This is a genomic window from Rhodococcus sp. BP-316 (assembly GCF_019836105.1).
Taxonomy (GTDB): Bacteria; Actinomycetota; Actinomycetes; order Mycobacteriales; family Mycobacteriaceae; genus Rhodococcoides.
On sequence record NZ_JABUEE010000002.1, the window covers coordinates 317,723 to 340,819 of the forward strand.

A 23,097-nucleotide genomic window follows, 5' to 3' on the forward strand; every position below is an offset into this window, starting at 1 on the left:
ACGATCTTACCGTCGCGGTCGGGTTGCGGGGAGGCTCACGCGATAACGTTTCGGGTATGTACCTGCGCCGAGTTCTGACCCTGGTCGCGACGTGCGCGATCGCCACGACGGCGTGCGGGACGGGGGACGCGGCGGCTCCCGCACCCACCACCACCGGTGCGGCCACGGCATCGCCCTCGGCTCCCTCGGCGGTCGTGTCGACGTCCGAGATGCCTGCGGCCACGCCCGATGCGTGCGCCACCGCCATCGACGCCATGACGCTGCGGCAGCGGCTCGCCCAGCTGTTGACAGTCGGGGTCACCGGGACCGAGGACGCCGTGGCGGTGGTGGGCGCCGAGCAGGTGGGTGGTGTGTTCGTGGGCAGCTGGACCGACAAGACGATGCTCACCGGCGGCGGTGTCGATCGCATGCAGTCGGCCGCCACCGTGCCCGTCATGGTGACGATCGACGAGGAGGGCGGCCGGGTGTCGCGGGCAGCCGACCTCCTCGGTTCGGTGCCCTCGGCACGCGAGACCGCCGCCACGATGACCCCCGAGCAGACGTACGAGATGTGGCTCGAGCGCGGACGTGGACTGAAGGATCTCGGCATCACCGTCGACTTCGCTCCCGACGTGGACGTCAGCAGCCAGCCCGACGACTCGGTGATCGGTGACCGGTCGTACTCGGACGATCCCGCCACCGTCGTCGCGTACGCCGGAGCTGCTGCGCGCGGTCTCCGCGACGCCGGGGTGATGCCCGTGATCAAGCACTTCCCGGGGCACGGCTCCGGATCGGGCGACTCGCACACCGGCGCCGTCACGACACCGCCGCTCTCCGAACTGCAGGCCCGCGACCTGGTTCCGTTCCGCGATCTCGTGTCCACCGGAGTGGGTGCCATGGTCGGACACCTCGACGTTCCGGGCCTGACGACGGAGGGCGTGCCCGCCAGTATCAGTCCCGCCGCGATGGCACTGCTGCGTGACGGCACCGGCTACGGGGCGGCGCCGTTCACCGGCCCGATCTTCACCGACGACCTGTCCGGCATGGCGGCGATCACGTCGCGACTGGGCATCGAGGACGCGGCGCTGGCCGCCCTCGTCGCCGGGGCCGACGTCGCCCTCTGGATCACCACCGACGCGGTGCCGAGCGTCCTCGACCGTCTCGAGGCGGCCGTGGCGTCCGGGGAGTTGAGCGATGCGCGCGTGGACGACGCGGCCCGGACCGTCCTCACGGCCAAGGGAGCCCTCGGCTGCGCCTGACTCGTCCTGCGGACGGTGACGTAGAGTCGGGAGGTCGTACGGCGGACAGCTCCGGGGAGGACGCATGGCAGGCGGAACCAAGCGGTTGCCGCGCGCCGTCCGTGAGCAGCAGATGCTCGACGCCGCCATCGAGGTGTTCTCCGAGAACGGCTTTCACAGCACGTCGATGGACTCCATCGCCGCACGGGCCGAGATCTCGAAACCAATGCTGTATCTGTACTACGGCAGCAAGGACGAACTCTTCGCCGCGTGCATCCATCGGGAGGGCCTCGAGTTCGTCGCTGCGATGACTCCCGCGGCGGACCCGACGCTCACTCCCCGCGAGCAGTTGCGCAAGGCATTGCTCGGGTTCCTCACGTTCGTGGACGAGCACCGCTCGTCGTGGATGGTGCTCTACCGGCAGGCGATCGGCCAGCAGGCCTTCGCCGGTCAGGTGCAGAGCAGCCGCGATCGGTTGATCAGCCTCACCGCGTCGCTGCTCGAGATGAGCACCAAGGACCCGCGGCCGGAACACAACTTCGGACTGATGGCCGTCGCCCTGGTCGGTGCCGGCGAGGCCGTGGCCGACAGGGTCGCCGGCGGCGAGATCGACGTGCACCAGGCGGTCGACCTTCTCGAGAGCCTCGCGTGGCGGGGGCTTCGGGCCTGACGCGAGGCCGGACCCGTAGTCGGTTCCGGGAACGTACCGACCGTTCACATCATTCGGTCGAATGAAAAAAGTCCTCGATAAGCGTCATGTCGAAGGTTTCTGTTTAAAGTACTGATCACTCAGTCTGCTGTCGCGTGCACGAGGTCGCGTCGAACACAGCACAGGGACCCGACTCCGTCATGCGGTGGCGGATCCCGCGCACGCCGTGCGACTCCCACGGCTCGGATCAGTGTCGATCATCGAGGTGACCCATGAAGCTTTCCACTGCACTCGGTTCGAGCGAGAGCACACCCACTTCTGCAGCTCTGCATCTCACCGCCGCGATCGACGACGCGGTCGGTGACGGCACGGCAGTCGACATCCGAACAGAGCCGACGCGGACTTCCCCGCAACGAACCGCACGCATGATCGTGGCGGGTACTCGGGTGGACCTGTGCGGTACCCCGCATGTTCTGGGCCTGGTCGGGGACAGGTTGAAGGGCGGCAAGCCCCTCGCGATCGGATCGGTCAACCTCGACCACATCCACCACTTCGGTGGCATCGAGCGGTCCAGGTTGAACCTGCCGGACGAGCGACCCACTCATGAATGGCTGCTGCTGGCCGACGGTCAGCCGATCGTGGACCGTGCGAACGATCTCACCGGAACCAAGTGGCCACGACTCACGGGATCCGACCTGCTTCCCGAGATCCTCTCTCTCGCAGAGACAGCCGGCGCTTCGGTCGGGTTCCTCGGGGGCACCCCTCAGGTCCACGAACGCCTCCGGCGCCGTCTGACACGCAATCACCCGGCACTGCGGGTGGCGGGCTACTGGGCTCCCGACCGCCGGACGGTCCAGGACGAGACACTGGGCCGCGAATTGGCCGAGTCGGTGCGCGAGTCCGGTGCGGACATCGTGGTGGTCAGCTTCGGCAAACCGGTTCAGGAGCTCTGGATCGAACGGTACGGGGACCACACCGGAGCGCGATTGCTCCTCGCCTTCGGCGCCGCAACGGATTTCATGGCCGGTGATTCCACACGTGCGCCGCGCTTCATGAGCGATCACGGATTCGAGTGGCTCTATCGCCTCGCCCGTGAGCCACGGCGCCTCGCACGTCGCTACATCGTCCAGGGGCCGGAGGCGTGGTTCCGTCTGCGTGGTGCCTATCTGGTCGCCGACTCCGACCCGTCGTCGGACCGTCGGCAGGGTGACTCGTGAGCAGGCCGTACGGCGTTGCTGTCATCGGCGCCGGCTACTGGGGTCCGAACTTGGTGCGCAACTTCAGAAATCATCCGTCGTGGGATCTCGTCGCGGTGTGTGACCGGGACAGGAGCCGGGCCGAGCGTGTGGTCGGGTCGCGGTCGACCGTGGAGATCGAGACCGATGTCGACGTGCTTCTCGGCAGGTCCGACATCGATGCCGTCGCGATCGCGACGCCCGCGGCGTCCCACGCCCCGATCGCTCTCGCTGCCCTGGCCGCAGGAAAACACGTCCTGGTGGAGAAGCCCCTGGCGCCCGGATCCGTGGACGCCGGGAAGATGGTCCGAGCGGCTCGGGACGCCGGACTGGTCCTGATGATCGACCACACGTACTGCTACACGCCTGCAGTGCAGTACATCCACGATGTCCTGCACAAGGGTATGTTGGGACGAGTCCTCTACATCGAGTCGACACGGATCAATCTCGGTCTGATTCAGCCCGATGTCGACGTACTGTGGGACCTCGCACCGCACGACCTGTCGATTCTCGATTTCGTGCTTCCCGGCGGGCTCGCCCCGACGCGGGTGTCGGCCACAGGTTCCGACCCGCTCGGCGCCGGCCGATCCTGCGTGTCACATCTGACGCTGGGTCTGGAGGACGGTGCCTCGGCGCACGTGTCCGTGAATTGGCTGTCGCCGACGAAGATTCGTCAGATGGTGATCGGTGGCAGCCACCGCACCCTCGTCTGGGACGACCTCGACCCCCTGCGCAGAGTGTCGATCCACGATCGTGGAGTACATCTGGGCCAGCCGGGAGCGGACGAGAAGCGTCGTGCGGCGGTGTCGTATCGGTTGGGCGACATCACCGTTCCCGCGCTCGCCGAGACGGAGGCCCTCCACACCATGGTCGGAGAGTTCGCGTCCGCGATCAGAGAAGACCGTCCTGCTCGAACGGACGGTACCGCCGGACTCCGAGTGCTGTCCGTGCTCGAAGCCGCCACCGACAGCGCAGCGAATCACGGACGCCCCGTTCGTCCCCGTGCCGTCGACCCCGAGACCGGAGACATGGAATGACTGACCTGAACGGCGCGACGACGGTGGTCACCGGCGGTGCCGGCACCATCGGATCGACCATCGTCGACCAGCTCGTCGAGGCCGGGTGTGCGCGGGTGATCGTTCTCGACAACCTCACCCGTGGTCGCCGTGAGAACCTCGACACGTCACTGTCCGATCCACGGGTCGAGCTGGTGGAGGGCGACATTCGTGACCGAGACCTCGTGAACGACGTGGTGTCCGGGGCGGATGTGGTCTTCCACCAGGCAGCGATTCGCATCACGCAGTGCGCGGAGGAGCCCCGGCTCGCTCTGGAAGTGCTCGTGGACGGCACCTTCACCGTGTACGAGGCAGCGGCCGCACACGGGGTGAGCAAGATCGTGTCCGCCTCCTCCGCTTCGGTCTACGGTCTCGCGGAATCCTTTCCGACGAACGAGCGTCACCACCACCACAACAACGACACGTTCTACGGTGCCGCGAAGTCGTTCGGTGAGGGGATGTTGCGCAGCTTCCGCGCCATGTACGGCACTGACCACGTCTCCCTGCGTTACTTCAACGTCTACGGGCCGCGCATGGACGTTCACGGGCTGTACACCGAGGTGCTCGTCCGCTGGATGGAGCGAATCGAGGACGGCCGTTCCCCGCTCATCTTCGGTGACGGTACCCAGACCATGGACTTCGCCTACACGGAGGACATCGCTCGGGCGAACGTCGCCGCCGCCTCGTCGTCCGTCGTGGACGGCGTGTACAACATCGGGAGCGGTCGTGAGACGAGTCTGCGGGAGCTCGCCGAAGCGCTGCTGCGAGTGATGGACTCGGATCTTCCGATCGAGTTCGGACCTGCTCGGACCGTCAACGCGGTCACCCGCCGGCTGGCGGACACGACGGCAGCCTCTCGCGACCTCGGCTATGCGCCGTCGGTGGATCTCGACAGCGGACTGCGCGCGCTCGTCGACTGGTGGCGGCCGCGCCGCCTTGCTGTGTCCGGCCTCGCGGTGTCTGCGACGTGACGCGGATCGACGTGATGCGCCCGTGGTTGGGCGCCGACGAGGTGGCTGCCGTCACGGCGGCGCTCGAGTCCGGTTGGATCGCTCAGGGACCGCGGGTCGCCGAGTTCGAGAGCGCCTTCGCGGCTCGCATGCAGGTCGCGCACGCCGTGGCGGTCAGCAGTTGCACGACGGGTCTCCATCTCGCCCTGGTGGTGGCCGGCATCGGACCGGGTGACGACGTGATCGTTCCGTCGTTCTCGTTCGTGGCCACGGCGAACGCAGTGCGGTACGTCGGCGCCAGGCCCGTGTTCGCCGATGTCGACCGGATCACCGGCAACATCGACGGCGACACGGTCAAGAGGGTGCTGACGCCGCGGACCCGTGCTGTCATCGCCGTCGACCAGGGCGGCGTCCCCGTCGCGGTGGACGACATCCGCCGGGTGACCGCACCGTCGAACATCGTGCTGGTCGAAGATGCCGCGTGTGGTGCCGGAGCCACCTACCGTGGCCGTCCGGTGGGGGTGAGTGCCGACATCGCCGCATGGTCGTTCCACCCGCGGAAGATCCTCACCACCGGTGAGGGCGGGATGATCACCACCGATCGGCCGGAATGGGCGGAACGTGCACGTGCACTGCGTGAGCACGCGACGAGCAAGTCGGCCGCGGACCGTCACCAGGACACGCTGCCCGCCGCCGAGTCGTACACCGAGGTCGCCTACAACTATCGGATGACGGACCTGCAGGCTGCCGTCGGCCTGGTGCAGCTGACGAAGCTCGATGCCGTGATCGAGCGACGTCGCGCGCTGGCCGGGCGGTACCGAGAAGCACTGGCACATGTCTCGGGCCTCCGATGCGTGGGTGATCCGGACGACGGAGAGGGCAACTTCCAGTCCTTCTGGGTCGAGATCGGAGCGGACGCCGCTCGCAGTCGCGACGACTACCTTCGTGACCTTGCAGCGCACGACATCTCGGCACGTCGCGGAATCATGGCCACGCACCTGCAACCGGCCTATATCGGAAGTGACGCCGTGATGGGCGATCTGACGGTCACCGAGCATCTCACCGCGTCGACGTTGATTCTGCCGCTGTTCCACGCGATGACGGACGACGAGCACGACCGCGTGGTCGCGGTGATGTCGAGGACGTCATGAGCAGATCCTTGGTGATCATCGCCGCGTCCGGCCTCGCTCGCGAGGTCGCCGCCGCTGTCCGGGCCGGTGGCGAGCACCATGTGGTCGCGGTGCTGGACGACGACCTGCGCAGAGTCGGAACGCGCTTCGGATCGTGGACGATCGCGGGAACCAGTCGCGACGCCGTCGATCATCCCGAGTGCTCGTTCGTGGTCTGCGCCGGATCCGGGTCGGCTCGCGCCGCCATCGTGCGGCGCGTCGTCGCCGGTGGAGTCGAGCCGTCCCGCTTCGCGACGATCGTGGATCCCTCCGTGCGCATTCCGCAGGGATGCACGGTGGGTGCCGGTTCGGTGATTCTCGCGGGGTCTGTTCTCACCGCCGACGTCACGGTCGGTGCTCACGTGGTGGTGATGCCCCACGTGGTCCTGACACACGACTGCACGGTCGATGATTACGTGACTCTCTGCGCAGGAACAGTTCTGGGAGGTGGAGTGCACGTACAGAGCGGTGCGTACCTGGGAATGAACAGCTCGGTACGTGAGAATCTCACCGTGGGCCGAGGCAGTGTTCTGGGCATGGCGGCGGTGGCGGTGTCCGACGTCCCGCCCGGTGAGACGCGGGTGGGATGCCCGGCCGTGCCGATGACCGGCGCAGGTGCGGCATGAGCGTTCCCTTCGTCGACCTCGCCGCACAGCAGGCGGAGATCCACGACGAGATCATGCCGCGAGTGGAGGACATCCTGCGTCGAGCGGCTTTCATCGGCGGTCCGGCCGTCGGCGAGTTCGAATCTGCGTACGCCGAGTTCGTCGGAGTGGACCACTGTGTGGGTGTCGGAAACGGTACCGACGCCATCGAATTGGCGTTGCGAGCCGTCGGTGTGGGTGCAGGAGACGAAGTCGTTCTCCCGGCGAACACGTTCATCGCGACGGCGGAAGCGGTGTCGAGGGTCGGGGCGACACCGGTACTCGTCGACGTCGACCCGACGTCACTCCTCATCGATCCTGCGGCCGTCGAGCGTGCGCTGACGTCGAGAACCGCTGCCGTTCTTCCGGTTCACCTCTACGGTCAGACGGCGCCGGTGGAAGAACTGATTCGACTGTGCGAGGCCGACGGCACTGTGGTGATCGAGGACGCCGCCCAGTCACAGGGTGCGACGCGGCACGGCCGCCCGGCCGGCTCTCTCGGCGTGGCCGCGGCGACCAGTTTCTATCCCGGCAAGAATCTCGGTGCCGCCGGCGATGCCGGTGCCGTCGTGACGTCCGACCCCCTCCTGGCCGACCGCGTGCGCACCATCGCGGCGCACGGCAGTTCTCGGAAGTACGTCCACGATGTCGTGGGTGTGAACTCACGACTCGACGCGCTGCAGGCAGTCGTGCTGTCGGCGAAGTTGGCGCGTCTGGACCGGTGGAACGACGCTCGGCGCGCCGCCGCCGCGCGCTACGCCGATCTGCTCAGTGGCATCGCCGAACTCACTCTCCCGCAATCGCTCCCGGGCAATGTCGACGTGTGGCACCTCTACGTCGTGCAACTCGACGATCGTGACCGGGTGGCGGCCGAACTGGCGGCTGCGGGTATCGGCACGGGAATCCACTACCCGACGCCGATCCACCTGACCGAGGCCTACCGGCACCTGGGCAGAGGACCCGGCAGCTTCCCGGTGTCCGAGGCGGCCTCGGACAGAATCCTGTCCCTGCCGATGTTCGCCCACATCACCGCGGCGCAGCAGGAGCGGGTCGCCGACGTGATGGCGGGGGCGATGCGGCCCGTGGTCTCGTCCGTACCGTGACCACGGCAGCGGAGCCGACAGTCGGCCGAGCACTGGCCTGGGGAACGGGTGGCTCGCTGCTGCTGCGTGTCGGCACTCTCGTCGTGGGGGTCGTCCTGGCGCGTCTGCTGGGGCCGTCGGACTTCGGTGTCTTCGCCGTCGCTCTCACGGTGTCCACCATCCTGATGTCGATCTCGGATCTCGGTCTCGGTGCCGGGCTGGTCCGATCCACGGATCCCGACGGTGATGCGCCGACAGTCGCGACCGTCAGCCTCGGTGTGGGCACCGTTCTCTGTCTCGCGGTGGTGATGTCGGCGGCCACGATCGAGCGATTCTTCGGTGTCGACGGTTCCGCGTCCGTCGTGACGGTCATGGCGCTGGCGATACCGATCGGATCCGCAGGGGTCGTGCCGTTCGCGATGCTGCAACGCCGCTATCAGCAGAAGCGATTGATGCTGGCCGCGGCCGCCGACTTCGTGGTCGGCACGACGGTCACGATCATTCTCGTCCTCCTCGGTATGGGGCCGCTCGCACTGGCGATCTCCCGAGTCGCGGCTCAGTCGGCGGCGACGACGGTTCAATTCGTGGCAGCGGGAGCACGTCCGCGATTCGGCTTCGACATGCGCAGGGCCGGTCCGGCTGTGCGGTTCGGCGTACCGATCGCGGGCGCGAACCTGTTGTCCTGGGCCGTGATCAGCTCGGACAACGTCGTCGTCGGTCGTGTCAGCGGTCAGGTGGCTCTGGGCCTGTACGTTCTGGCATTCAACGTGTCGAGCTGGCCGATGACCGCGATAGGTCAGGCTGTCCGCTCGGTGGCACTTCCGTGGTTCGCACGCGCTGCGATCGACGACGCGGACGGAACGCGGGATCGGTCTCTCGCTCGCGCCGGTGCTCTGACGTGGGCCGCCGCCCTGCCGGCCGGCGGACTCATCGCTCTGCTGGCGGTCCCGATAGTCGACACGCTGTACGGCTCGGAATGGTCCGGAGCGGCGGGTGCGTTGGCCGCTCTGGGGGTGTTCGGTGCACTGCGTGTCATGTTCGACCTGCTCGCCACGTATCTGACCGCACGCGGAGCATCTCGCCCGGTGTTCTGGGTACAGGTGCTGTGGATCTCGGCACTGGTGCCGGCGGCCGTCGTGGGCGCGCACCTGAACGGCATCGTGGGAGTCGCGTGGTCACACTCGCTCGTCGGACTGCTGATAGTCCTCCCCGCCTACCTGTGGGCCGCCCGGCGGATCGGTGCGGACATTCACGCCCTCACCGTCGCGTGTGCGCCTCCGGTGCTCGCCTTCGCCGCGACGGTGTGTCCGGTCATCGTCGTGACACGCACTTTCGACGAGCCCGTTCTGCAGGCATCGATGGCGGGACTGGTGGGGGCCCTGGTCTACGCGGGATTCATCCACCACTGGATCACCGGTGTGATCGAGCGCTCCCGAACCACACCGGCCGGACGGACTGGGGGACACCGCGGATGACTCTTTCACGCACGCCGAACGGCAGGTCCAGGCTCGAACGTCTCGTTCGCGGCCGAGACCTCGACGAGCTCACGAAACGCCTGGCGCGCAGGGCTTATCGCATGACAAATGCGAGTTCGCTGGAGTTCCCTCTCCGGCCCGGGGACATCACCGACTCCACGACCGTACGAAGTGCTGAACCACGGCACACGACCGCGGACCCGATCACGGCGACGGTCTCGTGGATCTGCGCACCGCCGGGTCCGGGGTCGGGTGGACACACGACGATGTTCCGGATGGTCGGTGCGCTCGAGGCGGCGGGCCACGAGTGCGTGATCCACCTGTACGACCCGCACGGAGTCGACCTCGAGCGCTACACGCGAATCATTCGTCGTCACTGGCCCGAGGTGCGGGCGGATGTCGCAGACGTCGACGACGGGATCCGAGGAACGGACGCCGTCGTCGCCACGTCGTGGCAGACCGCACATGTACTGGGGTCCCGACCGTCGGTGCCCGGCCGCCGGTACTACTTCGTTCAGGACTACGAGCCGTACTTCTACCCACGTGGCTCGGAATACAGTCTGGCAGAGGACACCTACAGGTTCGGGTTCGAGATCCTGGCACTCGGTCACATGGTGCACGACCAGATCAGAACGCACACAGGTGTCGACTGCACCCTGATTCCCTTCGGCCGTGACACGGAGGTGTACTCCCTGCGAGCGTCACTGCCGCGCAACGGGATCGCTTTCTACTCACGCCCGGACACCGCCCGTCGGGGGTCCGCGCTCGCTGCACTGGGCATCGACCGCTTCCATGCCCGACGCCCGGACCAGGTCATCCACCTGATCGGTGAGCGACCGCCCATGATGACGGCCGACGTCGTGCACCACGGGCACAGGGAGCCGTACGAGCTGGCGGCACTGTACAACTCGACCATCTGTGGAATCGGGATGTCGTTCACCAACATCTCTCTGGTCGTCGAGGAGATGCTGTCCTGCGGTTCCATGGTGCTGGTGAACGACAGTCCGCTGGCACGGGCCGACGTGACCCACCCCGGGGTCACCTGGGTACGGCCGACACCGACTGACATCGCGAACGCGCTGTGCGCGGCGGTGGACACGCCGCCCGACGTGATCGCACATCGTGCGCGCAGGGCCGCATCGCACGTATCGCACACGACATGGGGCGACTCCGGTGCGATCCTGGTGAGTGCGATCGAGCGGTCGACACGGTCCGGCAGCCGGGCGCCCGACCACGAGGACGTGAGATGAGACGAATTCGACCGCGCGAACTACGGTCCGCCCCCAGCGTCACTGTCGTCGTCCCCTGTTACAACTACGGGCATTTTCTCCAGGATGCGGTGCAGGGGATACTCGATCAGCCCGGGGTCGAGGTCGACGTCATCATCGTCGACGACGCATCCATCGACGGATCGCGAGACGTCGCGGCCCGGCTCGCGTCGTCGGACGAGCGCGTGACTGTCGTCCAGCACGAGCACAACATGCGGCACATCGCGACGTACAACGACGGGCTCCTGCGGGCGACGGGCGACTACGTCGTGTTGCTCTCGGCCGACGACATGTTGTCGGAGGGCTCGCTCCAGCGTTCGGTCGCGCTGATGGAGGCCTGCCCCGAGGTGGCGCTGGTCTACGGTCACGCCCCCACCTTCACCGACGTTGTTCCACCGTCCACCACGCGCGTGCGTCACTGGTCCGTGTTCGGCGGTGACGAGTGGATCGACAGGATCTGCGCACGCGGCACGAACATCATCGTCAATCCCGAGGCGGTGCTGCGGACGTCGGTGATGAAGCAGCTCGGGGGCTACGATGCCGCGTACCCCCAGGCCGCGGACATGTTGCTGTGGATGCGGGCGGCCACCCTCGGATCAGTGGGGCGGGTGAACGGTCCGGACCAGGCGTTCTACCGCGTTCACGGCGCGAACATGCACATGACCGACTTCGGTGGGCACCTTCTCACGGAGACCGCCGAGCGGCGGGCGGTGTTCGACCGGTTCTTCGCGACCGACGGGGCGTCGCTGCCGGCCCGCGAGGCGTGGGCGGACAAAGCTCGACGCTCCGTCGCACTCGAGGCGTTGAGATCAGCGATAGTGCACCAGGATCGGACGGCGGACGGCACGGATCGGTCCGCTGCCGAGCTCGCTCAGTTCGCCGTCGACTGCGACCCGTCACTACGCGACCGTCGAATCTGGCGTTCCTACGAGCGGCGGACGCGGGGGCCGGTGTCGCGTGCGAGGCGGGTGTCGACAGTGCGCCTCCACGACGTGCGATGGGCCACGAGGTGGCGTCGGTGGCGGAGATACGGAACATGAGACCGGCGTCGTTCCGTCGTGAGAGCCCGGCGGCCGTGGAGACGGACACATCAACCGTGTCGGTCGTGATCCCGTGTTTCGACTATGCCGACTACCTCTCCGACGCTGTGACGAGCGTTCTCTCGCAGGTGGGCGTGTCTGTGGAGGTGATCGTGGTGGACGACGCCTCGACCGACGGAAGCCTCGCGATCGCGAGGCGGTGGGCGGCGACGGACCGACGGGTGTCCGTCGTGGCCCACCACCACAATCGAGGCCCGGTCGACACGTTCAACGACGGTCTCCGCGTCGCTTCGGGTGAGTACCTGGTGAGACTCGATGCCGACGACATGCTCACCCCCGGGTCACTGCACCGAGCGGTTGCACTCGCTCGTGCCCATCCCGAGGTGGGACTCGTGTACGGGCATCCCCTCCACGTCGCGGACGAGCACTTGCCGGCACCGCGGATCTCACCGACGGGATGGACCATCTGGTCGGGGCGAGAATGGTTGGCGGACAGGTGTCGCGACGGGCTGAACGTGATCACCTCGCCCGAGGTACTCATGCGGAAGTCAGTGGTGGACCGAGTCGGTGGGCAGATGCCGCTGGCGCACACGCATGACATGGAGATGTGGTTTCGCATCGCGGCGTTCGCGGACGTGGCGTACATCCGCGGCGTCGACCAGGCGTGGCACCGGGATCACCCGCGGAGTCTGTCCAGTCGTGAAGTGGATCCACTGCGTGATCTGTACGAGCGGAGGGACGCGTTCGACGTGCTGTTCTCCGGGCCGGCTGGGCAGATTCCCGCCGCCGCCGAGCTGCATCGCACCGCGGTTCGAGCCGTGGCCGAGTACGGGATCGCCATGGCCACCGGCTGTTACGATCGACGGGTGGTCGACCAAGACCTCGTGGACCGGTATGTCGCTTTCGTGCGTGACGCGGTGGAGGACCCGACGTCGCTCGACGGGTGGCGCACTCTCAGCCGGCGGATGCGCCGAGGTCGCGGGTCGGCGACGCACCCTCTGTATGTCGGGCGCCGCCTGGCCAGAAAGGTGCGGACGGACGCTTCCTGGCGGCGGTGGCACCGCGACGGCACCTTCTGATGCGAGTCACTTGCTCCGTGGACTCTGACTGACCGGCGCCGGCCGTGCACCGAGACGCGATGCGTGACCGTTGGCAGGGGGAGTCACGATCTGACCACGGCGAACCGGCGGGCTCGGTGCGATCCGTGGAGGCCCCGTGCGAGGTGCGAGCGGACGCGGGGGATCGGCCGGACGGTGCGGCATCGGGTCGCGGCGGACCGGGTTCTGCGGCTGATGCGACACATCGCGGACGGTCGTCGGCGTTTCGGCGACCACCCGGGTGTCCGGTGTGGACCTGGTTGCGCCGGAACGGCGTTCGTCGAGAACGCGTGCTGTCGCCACCGCTGCGATGAGCAGGACGACTCCGCCGATGCCGGCGACGGCAGCGTTGCGCAGTCGGCTGGACACACGCTCCGCGGCGCCGGTTGCTTCGTTGATCGTCTGGACCGTGATCAGGTAGCGCTCCGACGCGCCGTTCACGAGCTGCACCTGGCGTATCTGATCATCGAGGATCTCACCCAACCGTTGCGCGCTCCGGACCGCCACCTCCGGACTCTCCGCGTTCGCTGTGATCGTGAGAATCTGTGCACTGGTGGACAGTCCCGATCCGACGACGAAGTCGGTCGACAATCCTTCGGACTGCAGTGTCCGCACCGACTCCTCCGACGACAGCCGCGTCTTGCCTACTTGCAGAACCAGTGTCGGGTCGGCGGACCGGAGGTAGGGATTGTCGGTCGCCGCTCCCAGCGCCGGGCTCGATTCGATCTCGATCGCACTCGGCAGCGACGGCGTGATCATCGCGTAGCTGGCAGTGGCCTGGTACGCGCGAGGCCCGAAGAACAGGGCGCCCGTGAACAAGGCGATCGTCAGGACGACGAACGGCAGGGCGACGAGTTTGTGTCGCCACAGGATGCGCAGTACCGACATCGGATCCATATCAGGTCCTCTCACTGAAACGAACTGACGGGCCGGGTGAGTCGGCCGTGTGCGATGGTGCTGCAGAGCGGGAGGGCGCGTTCCGGGCCATGATCCAGACGACGCCGGACATGCCGAAGAAGACCGGGCAGATGAGCCGAAACACCGGAAACGAGAGCGAATCGAACGTGGCCGACCCCACGGCCGCGACCAGACACGCCGCGGCGGCGCTCGCCGCGAGCAACTTCAGTGCCGGGTCCCGCGACCACAGAGCCACCGACAGCGAGGCGACGATGGGGCAGAGGAAGAGTGCGACGAGCGCAGCGAGCCCGAACAGCCCCATCTCCACGGCCGTGTGCAGGTACTGATTGTCGAGTATCTCCAGTGCGTTGGTGGGCAAGTACGTCGCCGGCCCTGTACCGAACCACGGGCGTTCGACGATCATGGCTTGCACTCGGGGGTAGTTGTTCACCCGAGTCGCCAGGGACGGATCGTTTCCGCTGTCGGCGCGCACGGTGGCACTGAGCGTGGCGATGAGGCCGGGAACCGTGACGAACACGCCGACGATGAGAACGGGAATGGCGATCGCTGCCCACCGTCGGGCGTACCGGGGAAGAAACGGCACCGTGACGACGGCGGCGACGACGAGACCCAGCACAGCTGAACGAGACACCGTGAGAAACGAGGCGAACGCGATGAGCAGGCACTGCAACCAGTGCACCCAGTGGCGTCCCGAGGTGTCGAAGAGTGCGCGCCACACACAGAACGGCAGAATCATCGCGGTGACGAGACCGAGTTCGATGGGGGTGAAGGTGTTACCCGCGACCCGGGTCAGCAGGCCACGCCCCTGAAACGTGGTGCCGCCGCCGTTGTCGGTCATACCGACCATCATCGAGCGGACCAGGTCGAGGGGATCGGTCTTGACGACGAACTGCCACAAGGCGACCGCGGCTGTCACACTGGCACCGAGAGCGACGGTGCGGGCGATGACGAGGGCCTGCTCGACGGTGCGGACGCATTCGGCGGTGGCGAGGACGAGGACGGACATCGCGAACAGAGCCAACAGCCACCGATCTGCGGCGGCGCGTTGGATCGGCTCGACACCTCCCATTCGCAGGTACGAGACCACGGTGGCGACCCAGAAGAGGCAGAGACCGATGCGGGCGGGATGACGGACTCTCGTGGGATCGTGCACGCCCCACGTCACGGCGGCCACCCACACCGCGAACAGCGCGAGCCCGATGAGCATCGCCAGGTAGCCGGAGGCACCGATCGCCTCGAAGACCATGTTGGCGGGGAGGACGAGGGCAGCGAAGATCGTGACGCGCAACAGAAGCGGAACCGTTGTGGTGGCGTCCCGCCCTGGTGCCCGCACGTCGATCGCGCGAACGCCCCGTGCTGCCATCAATGCGACATCCTCGAGTCGGGTGCTGAGAGCGAAAGACGAAAATCCCCCGACATCGGCCTTTCTCCGACAAACATACTCATGGTTCGGTAAACCGGAAGTCGTTCGATCGCATGATTCTTCCGTGTGGTGTAACCGGCATTCGGTACGGCATGATCTGCGGACACGTGCAGTCGGTACGGCACGATCCGGTGGTGCAGGAGGGTCGAGTGTGAAGGTTCGAACAGCAGCCGTGGTCGGCGCAGTGATGCTGTCCGCCGCGTGCGGTGTCCCGTCGAGCGCACATCGGAGCGACGGTCGTCCGATGCTGCGCGAGATCGACGGCGGGGCGACGTACTTCTCGCAGTTCTCGCCGTCGCTGCCATCGGACCCGGGGTTCTTCCCCATCGGAGTCTGGGCCGAATCAGTGGTCGACGACACGCGTCTGCCCTCGTACTCCGCGGCCTCGTTCACCACGTATGTCGAACCGACACCGGACACGGATCTCGCCCGTATCGGCCTCAACGGCATGTACGTTCTGTCGTCGCGCTCAGACGGTCCCACCGACGGTCGAGTGACCACCGACGAAGCCGACATGTGGGCGGGGCCGGGTGACGCGACGTGGACAGGTCTCTACCCGGGAGAGGGCGAGATCTGCGTTCCTGCAACGGAGAAGTGCGGCTACACGGTCATGGACGCGCTCGAGGCCAAGAGTGATCGCACGCGTCTGACCTACACCAATTACGGTAAGAGCGTGCTGTTCTGGGGAACCGACGAGCAGTCGAGCAAGTTCGTGAACGATTACCAGGACGTGGTGTCCGCCGATGCCTACTGGTTCACCGATCCCAACATCTGTGACGCCACCGAGGGCGGGGCGCTGCTGAAGGACGGCGTGGATCTCGACCCCGACGAATGCCTTCGCGCGTCCAACTACGGTGCGACTGTGGATCGTGTGAGATCACTCGTGGAGCCGGCGGGGAGCAAGCCGGTGTGGGCGTTCGTCGAGGTCGGTCAGCCGTTCGCCGAATCTCGACGAGCGATCGAACCGGCGGAGGTGGAAGGTGCGGTGTGGAGCAGCATCATTCACGGTGCGCAGGGTGTCGTGTACTTCAACCACAGCTTCGGCGGCGAGTGCCGATCGCAGCACGTTCTTCTGGACTGCGGCCGCGGCATGCTCGAGCGCGTCGGTGACGTCAACGCGAGAATCACCGAGCTGGCACCGGTCCTGAACTCTCCCTACCTCGACGGGTTTCTCGCGTCGGCGCCGGGACTGGACACGATGGTCAAGTACACCGACGGGGTGGTTCATGTTCTGGCGATGTCCGAACAAGGCGGTGCCACTGGACGTATGACATTGTCCTGCGCTGTCGACTCGACCGCGGACGTGGTCGGAGAGGACCGTCGGGTCGAGGTCGACAAGGGTGTGATCGTGGACGATTTCGCGGATTCGAACAGTGCACACGTCTACCGCATCACCGGACTCGACGGCTGTGGTCTCCCGCCTGCCGGGTCATGATCCGATTCGGCTCGATTCGTCGCGAGCCCAGCCGGTGTCGACCACGCGTCGCGCGGCGCGGCGTCCGACGAGTGCGAATCCGGCGTACACCGCCGCATCGAAAGCGGTGACGGGACCTCGCACCGAGCGGAGAAGTTCCCGGAAGGTGCTCGATGTCTGCGTGGTTCGGGCGACGGCGGTGTTACCTCGGTAGGTCCGGGACAGAACGGTCCGCAAGGTCGCGACAGTCCTGGGAACCGAGATCACCACGGGATCGGTGAGTACCACGCACTTCTCGTCCCCCCGGAACAGTCCGTCGACGACGACGTCGTCCGCGACGACCGACGGGAATCGGCCCAGGCGGCGGTGGCCTTCCTCGGTGAGGCCGTAGCACCCCGCACCCCAGAGGTGTCCGTCGAAGGTCGACAGTCGTTGTCGGGCCGCGTAGTAGCGGCGCACCAGGAAGGAACTGTGCCCGGTGTCGTATCGGGAGCGAGGACGTGCAGACATGGGCGCGCCCGCGGTGAGCCGCGTGAGAACGTCCGTCACGGCTTTCGGAGTCATCACCACGTCCGCATCGAGGTAGATCCTCGGCCAGAACATGGCGATGTCATCCGCCGCGTTCATTGCTTCGGTCTTCGATGCGGCGGACGTCTCGATCACGGTGATGCCGGGAAAGTGCCGCGCGACGTCAGCGGTGTCGTCCGTGCAGCCGTTGCAGGCGACGATGACCTCGACGACCCCGCGGTCGGCAAGGTCGGACAGCGGTCGCAGTGTGCGTGCGAGGATGGCTGCCTCGTCGTGTGCGGGAACGATGACCGTTCCCATCCCCGTGCGGCCCTCGACCGGCCGTTGTCGAGCTGACGGCAGGTGCGTCCAGCGCCGCCGATCGACCAGCACTCGGAGGGTCGCACGATGGGACGCGGATCCTGTCCGCGCGATCTCGGACACAACCGCACACAGTCGGAAGGCCGTGCTCCACAGTCTGCCGTGATACATCTCCGCGTATCGGATCTTGTTGACGGACAGCAGGTTCTGGAGTGCCTGAGACGATCCCGACCCGGCGCCCGTGTGCACGACCACGGCATCGGGTACGAACCGGACGCGGCCCACCGTGCGGAGACGTCGGAAGAAATCGGTCTCCTCCGAGTACAGGAAGAAGCGTTCGTCCCACGCGCCCACTCGACGTGCTGCATCGGCGTCGATCATCAGGGCTGCACCCGTGGCCCAGTCGATGTCGTGCGGAGTGGCGTAGGCCTTCGGATCGCGAACCGTCTCACTGAGTGCCCGAGGTCTGCGCGGGACGTACGCACCGAGAACGGCGTCGACAGCGGTGGCGAGCAGGGCCGGCTCACGACGAAGCGACGGAGAGACGGAACCGTACTCGTCCTGGAGCAACGGCACGACCGCGGCCACATCGGGTTCGGTCACGGCGGCCACCAGAGCCTCGACACACCCCGCGGACACCCGCGCGTCCGGATTGAGGACGAGGATCGCGTCGGACCGATCCACGCGCTCCATACCCAGGTTGATCGCGGCGGCGTATCCGAGATTCCCACCGGCCTCGACGAACACGACATCGGGATGTTCGTGTACTCGCGCTGCGGTGTCGTCCGCCGAGTCGTTGTCGATCACGACGACCCGGAGGGTGGTTCCAGCTGCTTCCGTTCTCAGACTGTCGAGGAGGCCGCCGATGGAGTCGGCACTGTTGTAGGTGACGACGAGGGCGGTGACGGTGGCATCGCCGCCGGTGACGAAGAGGGCCGTCGAACGCTCGATGCGGGAGATCGGCTCGGTCATGGAAGTCGAGCCACGCTGGGTGCCGGAACGCCGTCGACGAGTCCGTACGAGAGACCGCAGCCGCACACGAGATCCTCCGGAAGGCTTTCGCCGCACCGGCAGGCCCACCCGATGCGACGTGCCGGATTACCCACCACGACGGCATGATCCGGGACATCCCGAGTCACGACGGCACCGGCGGCGACGAACGCGTGACGACCGATCGTCGTGCCGCACACCACCACGACACCCGCGCCGAGGGTGGCACCCTGCTCCACCAGAGTGCGCATCAGCGCGTCCGGCCCTTTCTTGACGTGGGCGCGTGGGCGGAGGTCGTTGGTGAAGGTGACGCCCGGGCCGAGGAACACGTCGTCCTGCACGGTGACTCCGTCGAAGATCAGGACCCGGTTCTTGACGGTGACCCGATCGCCGACCACGGCTCTCCCCTCGATGTAGGCGTGGTCGCACACGTTGCAGTCCTTGCCCACGACGGCGCCGGCGAGAACGTGTGCGAACGCCCAGACCCGGGTCCCGTCGCCGACCGAGTCGCTCTCGCAGAGGGCTGCGGGGTGCACGAAGAACGAGGTGGCTCGAACCGCGCCCGTACTCGTCGTCGGTTCCGCCATGTCGTGCTCCTCGTCGTCGCGCTCGCCCCGAGGTGTTCGGCAAACCGAGAAACAGTCGCGAGAGACCGCGTCACGATGGGAAACGGGGCATATGCCCGAGAACGCTACGGTCGCGTCGAGCCCGTGTCACTCATTCGACCGACCGACGACCGCACCCCTCCCCGAACCCGCGGAACCGGCGAGTCGAGGAGGGGTGCGGAGGAGGAGTTACGACGAGGAGTCAGCGCAGGGTGCCCGTCAGGAACGGGTAGCCCTTCTTCGGGTGCTTCAGCGCCACGTCCCACTGCCCCGGACCGACGCCCGTGCCCACCCGCTCGGCGTACACGTTGATCTTGGCGGGCAACACGATCGGCTTGCCGAAGCGCACCGAGTACGTGACACGGTCCTGGATCTTGCCGTCGACGGCGCTGAGTACGGCCGCCGCACTCCACATCCCGTGAGCGATGGTGCGCGGGAAGCCGAAGGCCTTGGCGCCCAGCGACGAGACGTGGATCGGGTTGCGGTCACCACTCACCGCCGCGTAGCGCGAGATGGTCTTCTGGTCCACCCGCAGAGTCGAGGTGGGCGGCGGCGGGACCTCGTCGGCCGGCGGTGCCTCGCGAGGTCCACCGGACAGCGACGTCTTCTGGAGGCTGAGGAAGGTGGACGTCTGACGCCACACCAGCTCTCGGCCCACCGACACGTCGCTGACGACGTCGACGAGCAGTCCCTTCCGGTGCTCGCGGACGTTCTCCGCGTGCACCGCGATGTCGAGCGGCTCCGAGGTCCCGATGGGGCGGAAGCTCTCGATCACGTTCTCCGCGTGCACCGATCCCATGGCCGCGAACGGGAAGTCCTTGGACACCATGAGGGACATCACGGTGGGGAACACCAGGGTGAAGGGGTACGTCAGCGGCAGGGTGTCGCTGAGACGGAGGCCGGTCACCTTGGCGTACGTCGCGAGGTTGTCCCGATCGATCCGGATTCCGCCGAGGGTGTACGTCGCGTCCGGTGCCGTCGGCGTGCGCTTCCCGCCGCCGATGATCGGCAGCGAGTCGAGAGCCGCGCGGGTGTAGATGTCGCGGATCCTCGGCGGGCCGTCGAGCGGGATCACCGTGGCCACGTCGCTCACGCTCCGATCAGGGACTGGCCGCACACGCGGACGATCTGACCGGTGACGGCGTTGGAGGCCGGGCTCGCGAAGTACGCGATGGTCTCCGCGACGTCGACGGTCTGGCCGCCCTGCAGCAGCGAGCTCATCCGTCGGCCGGCCTCGCGAGTGGCGAACGGAATCGCCGCGGTCATGGCCGTCTCGATGAAGCCGGGCGCCACCGCGTTGATGGTGATGTCCTTCTTCGCCAGTTCGGGCGCCTCGGCGTGCACCAGGCCGATGACGCCGGCCTTGGACGTGCCGTAGTTGGTCTGGCCGCGGTTGCCGGCGATGCCCGCGATGGAGGACACGTCGATCACGCGGCCGCCGTCGTTCAGCGTGCCGGACTTCACCAGAGCGGTGGTGAGGCGGTGCGGCGCTGCGAGGTTGACGCCGATGACGGAGTTCCACCGGCCGTCGTCCATGTTGGCGAGGAGCTTGTCGCGCGTGATGCCGGCGTTGTGGACGACGATGTCGAGGCCGCCGCTGTGGCGCTCCTTCACGTGCTTCTCGAGCACCTCGGCGGCGTCGGGAGCCGTGACGTCGAGTGCCAGCGACGTGCCGCCGACCTTGTTGGCGGTCTGCGAGAGGGCCTCGCCGGCCGCGGGGATGTCGGCGCAGATGACGTGCGCGCCGTCGCGTGAGAGAACCTCGGCGATGGTGGCGCCGATGCCACGTGCGGCGCCGGTGACCAGAGCGACCTTGCCCTCGAGCGGCCGGTCCCACGAGGCGGGAGCCGTGGACCCGTCCTTGCCGACGGCGATGACCTGGCCGGACACGAACGCGGACTTGGCCGAGAGCAGGAAGCGCAGGGTGGACTCGACACCGGACAGGTCCGGCGCGGCGTCGGGGGAGACGTAGACCAGCTGCGCGGTGCCGCCGCGGCGCAGTTCCTTGCCGACGCTGCGGGTGAAGCCCTCGAGGGCGCGCTGAGCGATGTGCTCCTCGATGTCGCCGGTCTCCTCGGGCGTGGTGCCGAGGACGACGACGCGGCTCGACGGTCCGAGGTTGCGGACCGCGGGCTGGAAGAACTGGTACAGCTGCTCGAGCTGCTCGATGTTCTCGATGCCGGTGGCGTCGAACACGAGGCCGCCCAGCTTGTCGTCGTGCGGGCTCGCGGCGGGGTAGTCCGAGAGCAGCACGCGCAGCGGCTCGACGAGGCGACCGCTGCCGCCGATCAGGACCGGGCCGGCGAGCGGAGGCTCACCCGGCTGGTAGCGACGCAGAGTCTCCGGCTTCGGCAGTCCCGCCTGCTTGGCGAGAAACGCGCCGGGAGCAGAGGAGAGGAACTGCGAGTAGAGGTCAGGGGCTCCCTTGGTGGCTGCCATGTTCCTACCTTCGTGTCGGGTATGTCGAACGGTATCGACAAGTAACTTACTCGTGAGTAAGAATAGAGTCCACGACGAAGCGGCCCTGACTGTGGCCGCGCCATCTGCGCACAGGGAGAATCGTTCGATGACCAGCAAAGAGAAGCGCCCCGTCGCGATCCTCGGTGGAAACAGAATACCGTTCGCGCGCTCGAACAAGGTGTACGCCAACGCCTCGAACCAGGACATGTTGACGGCGGCCGTCGACGGTCTCGTCTCCCGCTTCAACCTGCAGGGTGAGCGGCTCGGCCTCGTGGCCGGTGGTGCGGTGCTCAAGCACAGCCGCGACTTCAACCTCACCCGCGAGGTCGTCCTGGGCAGCGCGCTGAGCCCGTACACCCCGGCGTTCGACCTGCAGCAGGCCTGCGGCACGAGCATGCAGACGGTCATCGCCGTCGGCGATGCCATCGCGTCGGGCCGGATCGACGTGGGAATCGGCAGCGGTGTCGACACCACGTCCGACGCGCCCATCAGCGTCAACAACGAGCTGCGCGAGTTCCTGCTCACGCTCAACCGGGCGAAGAGCACCGCCGACCGCCTCAAGCTGCTCGCGGGCGTCCGCCCGTCGATGCTGGGGATCGAGATCCCGAAGAACGGCGAGCCCCGCACCGGCATGTCGATGGGCGAGCACGCCGCCGTCACGGCCAAGGAGTTCGGCGTGCGCCGCGAGGACCAGGACGCCCTCGCCGCGGCCAGCCACCAGAACATGGCGAAGGCCTACGACAGTGGCTTCTTCGACGACCTGGTCACCCCGTACCTCGGTCTGACCCGCGACGACAACCTGCGTCCGGACTCCACGGCCGAGAAGCTGGCCAAGCTGAAGCCCGTGTTCGGCACCTCGCTGGGCGACGCCACGATGACGGCCGGCAACTCGACGCCGCTCACCGACGGCGCGTCCTCCGTGCTGCTGTCCACCGACGAGTGGGCCGCGCAGCACAACCTGCCGGTGCTCGCGCACCTCGTCGACTCGGAGTTCGCGGCCGTGGACTACATCCACGGCAACGGCTCGTACAAGGACGGCCTGCTCATGGCGCCGACGTACGCCATCCCGCGTCTGCTCGAGCGCAATGGCCTGACGCTGCAGGACTTCGACTACTACGAGATCCACGAGGCCTTCGCCTCCGTGGTGCTCGCGACGCTGCAGGCCTTCGAGAGCGACGAGTACTGCAAGGAGCGTCTGGGTCTCGACGGTGCGCTGGGATCGATCGATCGCAGCAAGCTGAACGTGAACGGCTCCTCGCTGGCCGCGGGTCACCCGTTCGCGGCGACCGGCGGACGCGTCGTGGCCACGCTCGCGAAGATGTTGGCGCAGAAGGGTTCCGGCCGCGGACTCATCTCCATCTGTGCCGCCGGTGGCCAGGGCATCACGGCCATCGTGGAGGCCTGAGCCTCCCGTACCGAACACGAGGACCCGGCTGCGAGGGGTGGCCGGGTCCTCTGCCGTTTCCCGGACCGAGCGGTCTGCGTCTGGCACAGTGGCGGGGTGCAGCGGTGGCGAGGCGAGAGTGGGTCCTGCGCGACCCTCCTCGAGGGCAACCCTCGGGAACATTCACGGAATCG

The 23,097-nt window shown here is 67.3% G+C and carries 20 protein-coding genes; 14 read left to right on the top strand and 6 right to left on the bottom strand.

What is annotated here, in order from left to right; genetic code table 11:
• Positions 1–56: 56 nt before the first annotated feature.
• The 12 genes from HQ312_RS04825 (at position 57) to HQ312_RS04880 (ending at position 12,863) form a co-directional block, all read left to right on the top strand.
• Positions 57–1,238 carry a glycoside hydrolase family 3 N-terminal domain-containing protein gene (locus tag HQ312_RS04825; RefSeq protein ID WP_222637973.1) on the top strand — a complete coding sequence of 394 codons (1,182 nt, stop codon included), beginning with the start codon at positions 57–59 and terminating at the stop codon, positions 1,236–1,238.
• A 64-nt stretch (positions 1,239–1,302) separates the two neighbouring features.
• Positions 1,303–1,887: a TetR/AcrR family transcriptional regulator gene (locus HQ312_RS04830; protein WP_027506190.1), complete on the top strand. Its 585-nt coding sequence runs from the start codon at positions 1,303–1,305 to the stop codon at positions 1,885–1,887.
• Positions 1,888–2,138: 251 nt separating this feature from the next.
• A complete protein-coding gene (locus HQ312_RS04835; RefSeq protein WP_222637974.1) occupies positions 2,139–3,083 on the top strand; it encodes a WecB/TagA/CpsF family glycosyltransferase in 945 nt (314 codons plus the stop codon).
• Positions 3,080–4,138 (top strand): Gfo/Idh/MocA family protein, encoded by a 1,059-nt coding sequence (locus tag HQ312_RS04840; protein ID WP_222637975.1) that lies wholly within the window; start codon positions 3,080–3,082, stop codon positions 4,136–4,138. Before HQ312_RS04835 ends, HQ312_RS04840 begins: the two co-directional genes overlap by 4 nt.
• On the top strand, positions 4,135–5,127 hold the full coding sequence (locus HQ312_RS04845; RefSeq protein WP_222637976.1) for an SDR family NAD(P)-dependent oxidoreductase: 993 nt from the start codon (positions 4,135–4,137) through the stop codon (positions 5,125–5,127). The genes HQ312_RS04840 and HQ312_RS04845 overlap by 4 nt, the downstream gene beginning before the upstream one ends.
• Positions 5,124–6,257, top strand: a complete 1,134-nt coding sequence (locus HQ312_RS04850) for a DegT/DnrJ/EryC1/StrS family aminotransferase (protein WP_222637977.1) — start codon at positions 5,124–5,126, stop codon at positions 6,255–6,257. The genes HQ312_RS04845 and HQ312_RS04850 overlap by 4 nt, the downstream gene beginning before the upstream one ends.
• Positions 6,254–6,901 carry an acetyltransferase gene (locus HQ312_RS04855; protein WP_222637978.1) on the top strand — a complete coding sequence of 216 codons (648 nt, stop codon included), beginning with the start codon at positions 6,254–6,256 and terminating at the stop codon, positions 6,899–6,901. Before HQ312_RS04850 ends, HQ312_RS04855 begins: the two co-directional genes overlap by 4 nt.
• Positions 6,898–8,022 carry a DegT/DnrJ/EryC1/StrS aminotransferase family protein gene (locus HQ312_RS04860; RefSeq protein ID WP_222637979.1) on the top strand — a complete coding sequence of 375 codons (1,125 nt, stop codon included), beginning with the start codon at positions 6,898–6,900 and terminating at the stop codon, positions 8,020–8,022. The genes HQ312_RS04855 and HQ312_RS04860 overlap by 4 nt, the downstream gene beginning before the upstream one ends.
• Positions 8,019–9,476, top strand: a complete 1,458-nt coding sequence (locus HQ312_RS04865; RefSeq protein ID WP_222637980.1) for an oligosaccharide flippase family protein — start codon at positions 8,019–8,021, stop codon at positions 9,474–9,476. Before HQ312_RS04860 ends, HQ312_RS04865 begins: the two co-directional genes overlap by 4 nt.
• Positions 9,477–9,751: 275 nt before the next feature.
• A complete protein-coding gene (locus tag HQ312_RS04870) occupies positions 9,752–10,726 on the top strand; it encodes a hypothetical protein (RefSeq protein ID WP_222637981.1) in 975 nt (324 codons plus the stop codon).
• The gene (locus HQ312_RS04875) at positions 10,723–11,784 is read left to right on the top strand and encodes a glycosyltransferase (protein WP_222637982.1); all 1,062 of its coding nucleotides are present in this window, start codon (positions 10,723–10,725) and stop codon (positions 11,782–11,784) included. The genes HQ312_RS04870 and HQ312_RS04875 overlap by 4 nt, the downstream gene beginning before the upstream one ends.
• Before the next feature lie 56 nt (positions 11,785–11,840).
• Positions 11,841–12,863 (top strand): glycosyltransferase family 2 protein, encoded by a 1,023-nt coding sequence (locus HQ312_RS04880; protein ID WP_222637983.1) that lies wholly within the window; start codon positions 11,841–11,843, stop codon positions 12,861–12,863.
• 6 nt (positions 12,864–12,869) lie between these two features.
• On the opposite strand, the gene HQ312_RS04885 is transcribed toward HQ312_RS04880, so the two are convergent.
• Both HQ312_RS04885 and HQ312_RS04890 read right to left on the bottom strand, forming a co-directional pair.
• On the bottom strand, positions 12,870–13,778 hold the full coding sequence (locus HQ312_RS04885; protein WP_222637984.1) for a hypothetical protein: 909 nt from the start codon (positions 13,776–13,778) through the stop codon (positions 12,870–12,872).
• Position 13,779: 1 nt separating this feature from the next.
• Positions 13,780–15,162 (bottom strand): O-antigen ligase, encoded by a 1,383-nt coding sequence (locus HQ312_RS04890; protein WP_222637985.1) that lies wholly within the window; start codon positions 15,160–15,162, stop codon positions 13,780–13,782.
• A gap of 211 nt (positions 15,163–15,373) precedes the next feature.
• Between HQ312_RS04890 and HQ312_RS04895 the strand changes: the two genes are divergently transcribed.
• Positions 15,374–16,657 carry a hypothetical protein gene (locus HQ312_RS04895; RefSeq protein ID WP_222637986.1) on the top strand — a complete coding sequence of 428 codons (1,284 nt, stop codon included), beginning with the start codon at positions 15,374–15,376 and terminating at the stop codon, positions 16,655–16,657.
• Here the strand turns inward: HQ312_RS04895 and HQ312_RS04900 are convergent.
• The 4 genes from HQ312_RS04900 to HQ312_RS04915 all read right to left on the bottom strand — a co-directional run bounded on the left by HQ312_RS04900 (position 16,652) and on the right by HQ312_RS04915 (position 21,498).
• A complete protein-coding gene (locus HQ312_RS04900; protein ID WP_222637987.1) occupies positions 16,652–18,436 on the bottom strand; it encodes a glycosyltransferase family 2 protein in 1,785 nt (594 codons plus the stop codon). The two genes, HQ312_RS04895 and HQ312_RS04900, sit on opposite strands and share 6 nt — an antisense overlap.
• A complete protein-coding gene (locus tag HQ312_RS04905) occupies positions 18,433–19,041 on the bottom strand; it encodes an acyltransferase (RefSeq protein WP_222637988.1) in 609 nt (202 codons plus the stop codon). The genes HQ312_RS04900 and HQ312_RS04905 overlap by 4 nt, the downstream gene beginning before the upstream one ends.
• 220 nt (positions 19,042–19,261) lie before the next feature.
• Positions 19,262–20,143 (bottom strand): MaoC/PaaZ C-terminal domain-containing protein, encoded by an 882-nt coding sequence (locus tag HQ312_RS04910; protein ID WP_051613473.1) that lies wholly within the window; start codon positions 20,141–20,143, stop codon positions 19,262–19,264.
• Positions 20,144–20,148: 5 nt separating this feature from the next.
• Positions 20,149–21,498: a 3-oxoacyl-ACP reductase gene (locus HQ312_RS04915; protein WP_027506192.1), complete on the bottom strand. Its 1,350-nt coding sequence runs from the start codon at positions 21,496–21,498 to the stop codon at positions 20,149–20,151.
• A 127-nt stretch (positions 21,499–21,625) separates the two neighbouring features.
• Here HQ312_RS04915 and HQ312_RS04920 point away from each other — a divergent pair, with 127 nt between their 5' ends.
• Positions 21,626–22,924: an acetyl-CoA C-acetyltransferase gene (locus HQ312_RS04920; protein ID WP_056441321.1), complete on the top strand. Its 1,299-nt coding sequence runs from the start codon at positions 21,626–21,628 to the stop codon at positions 22,922–22,924.
• Positions 22,925–23,097: the final 173 nt, after the last annotated feature.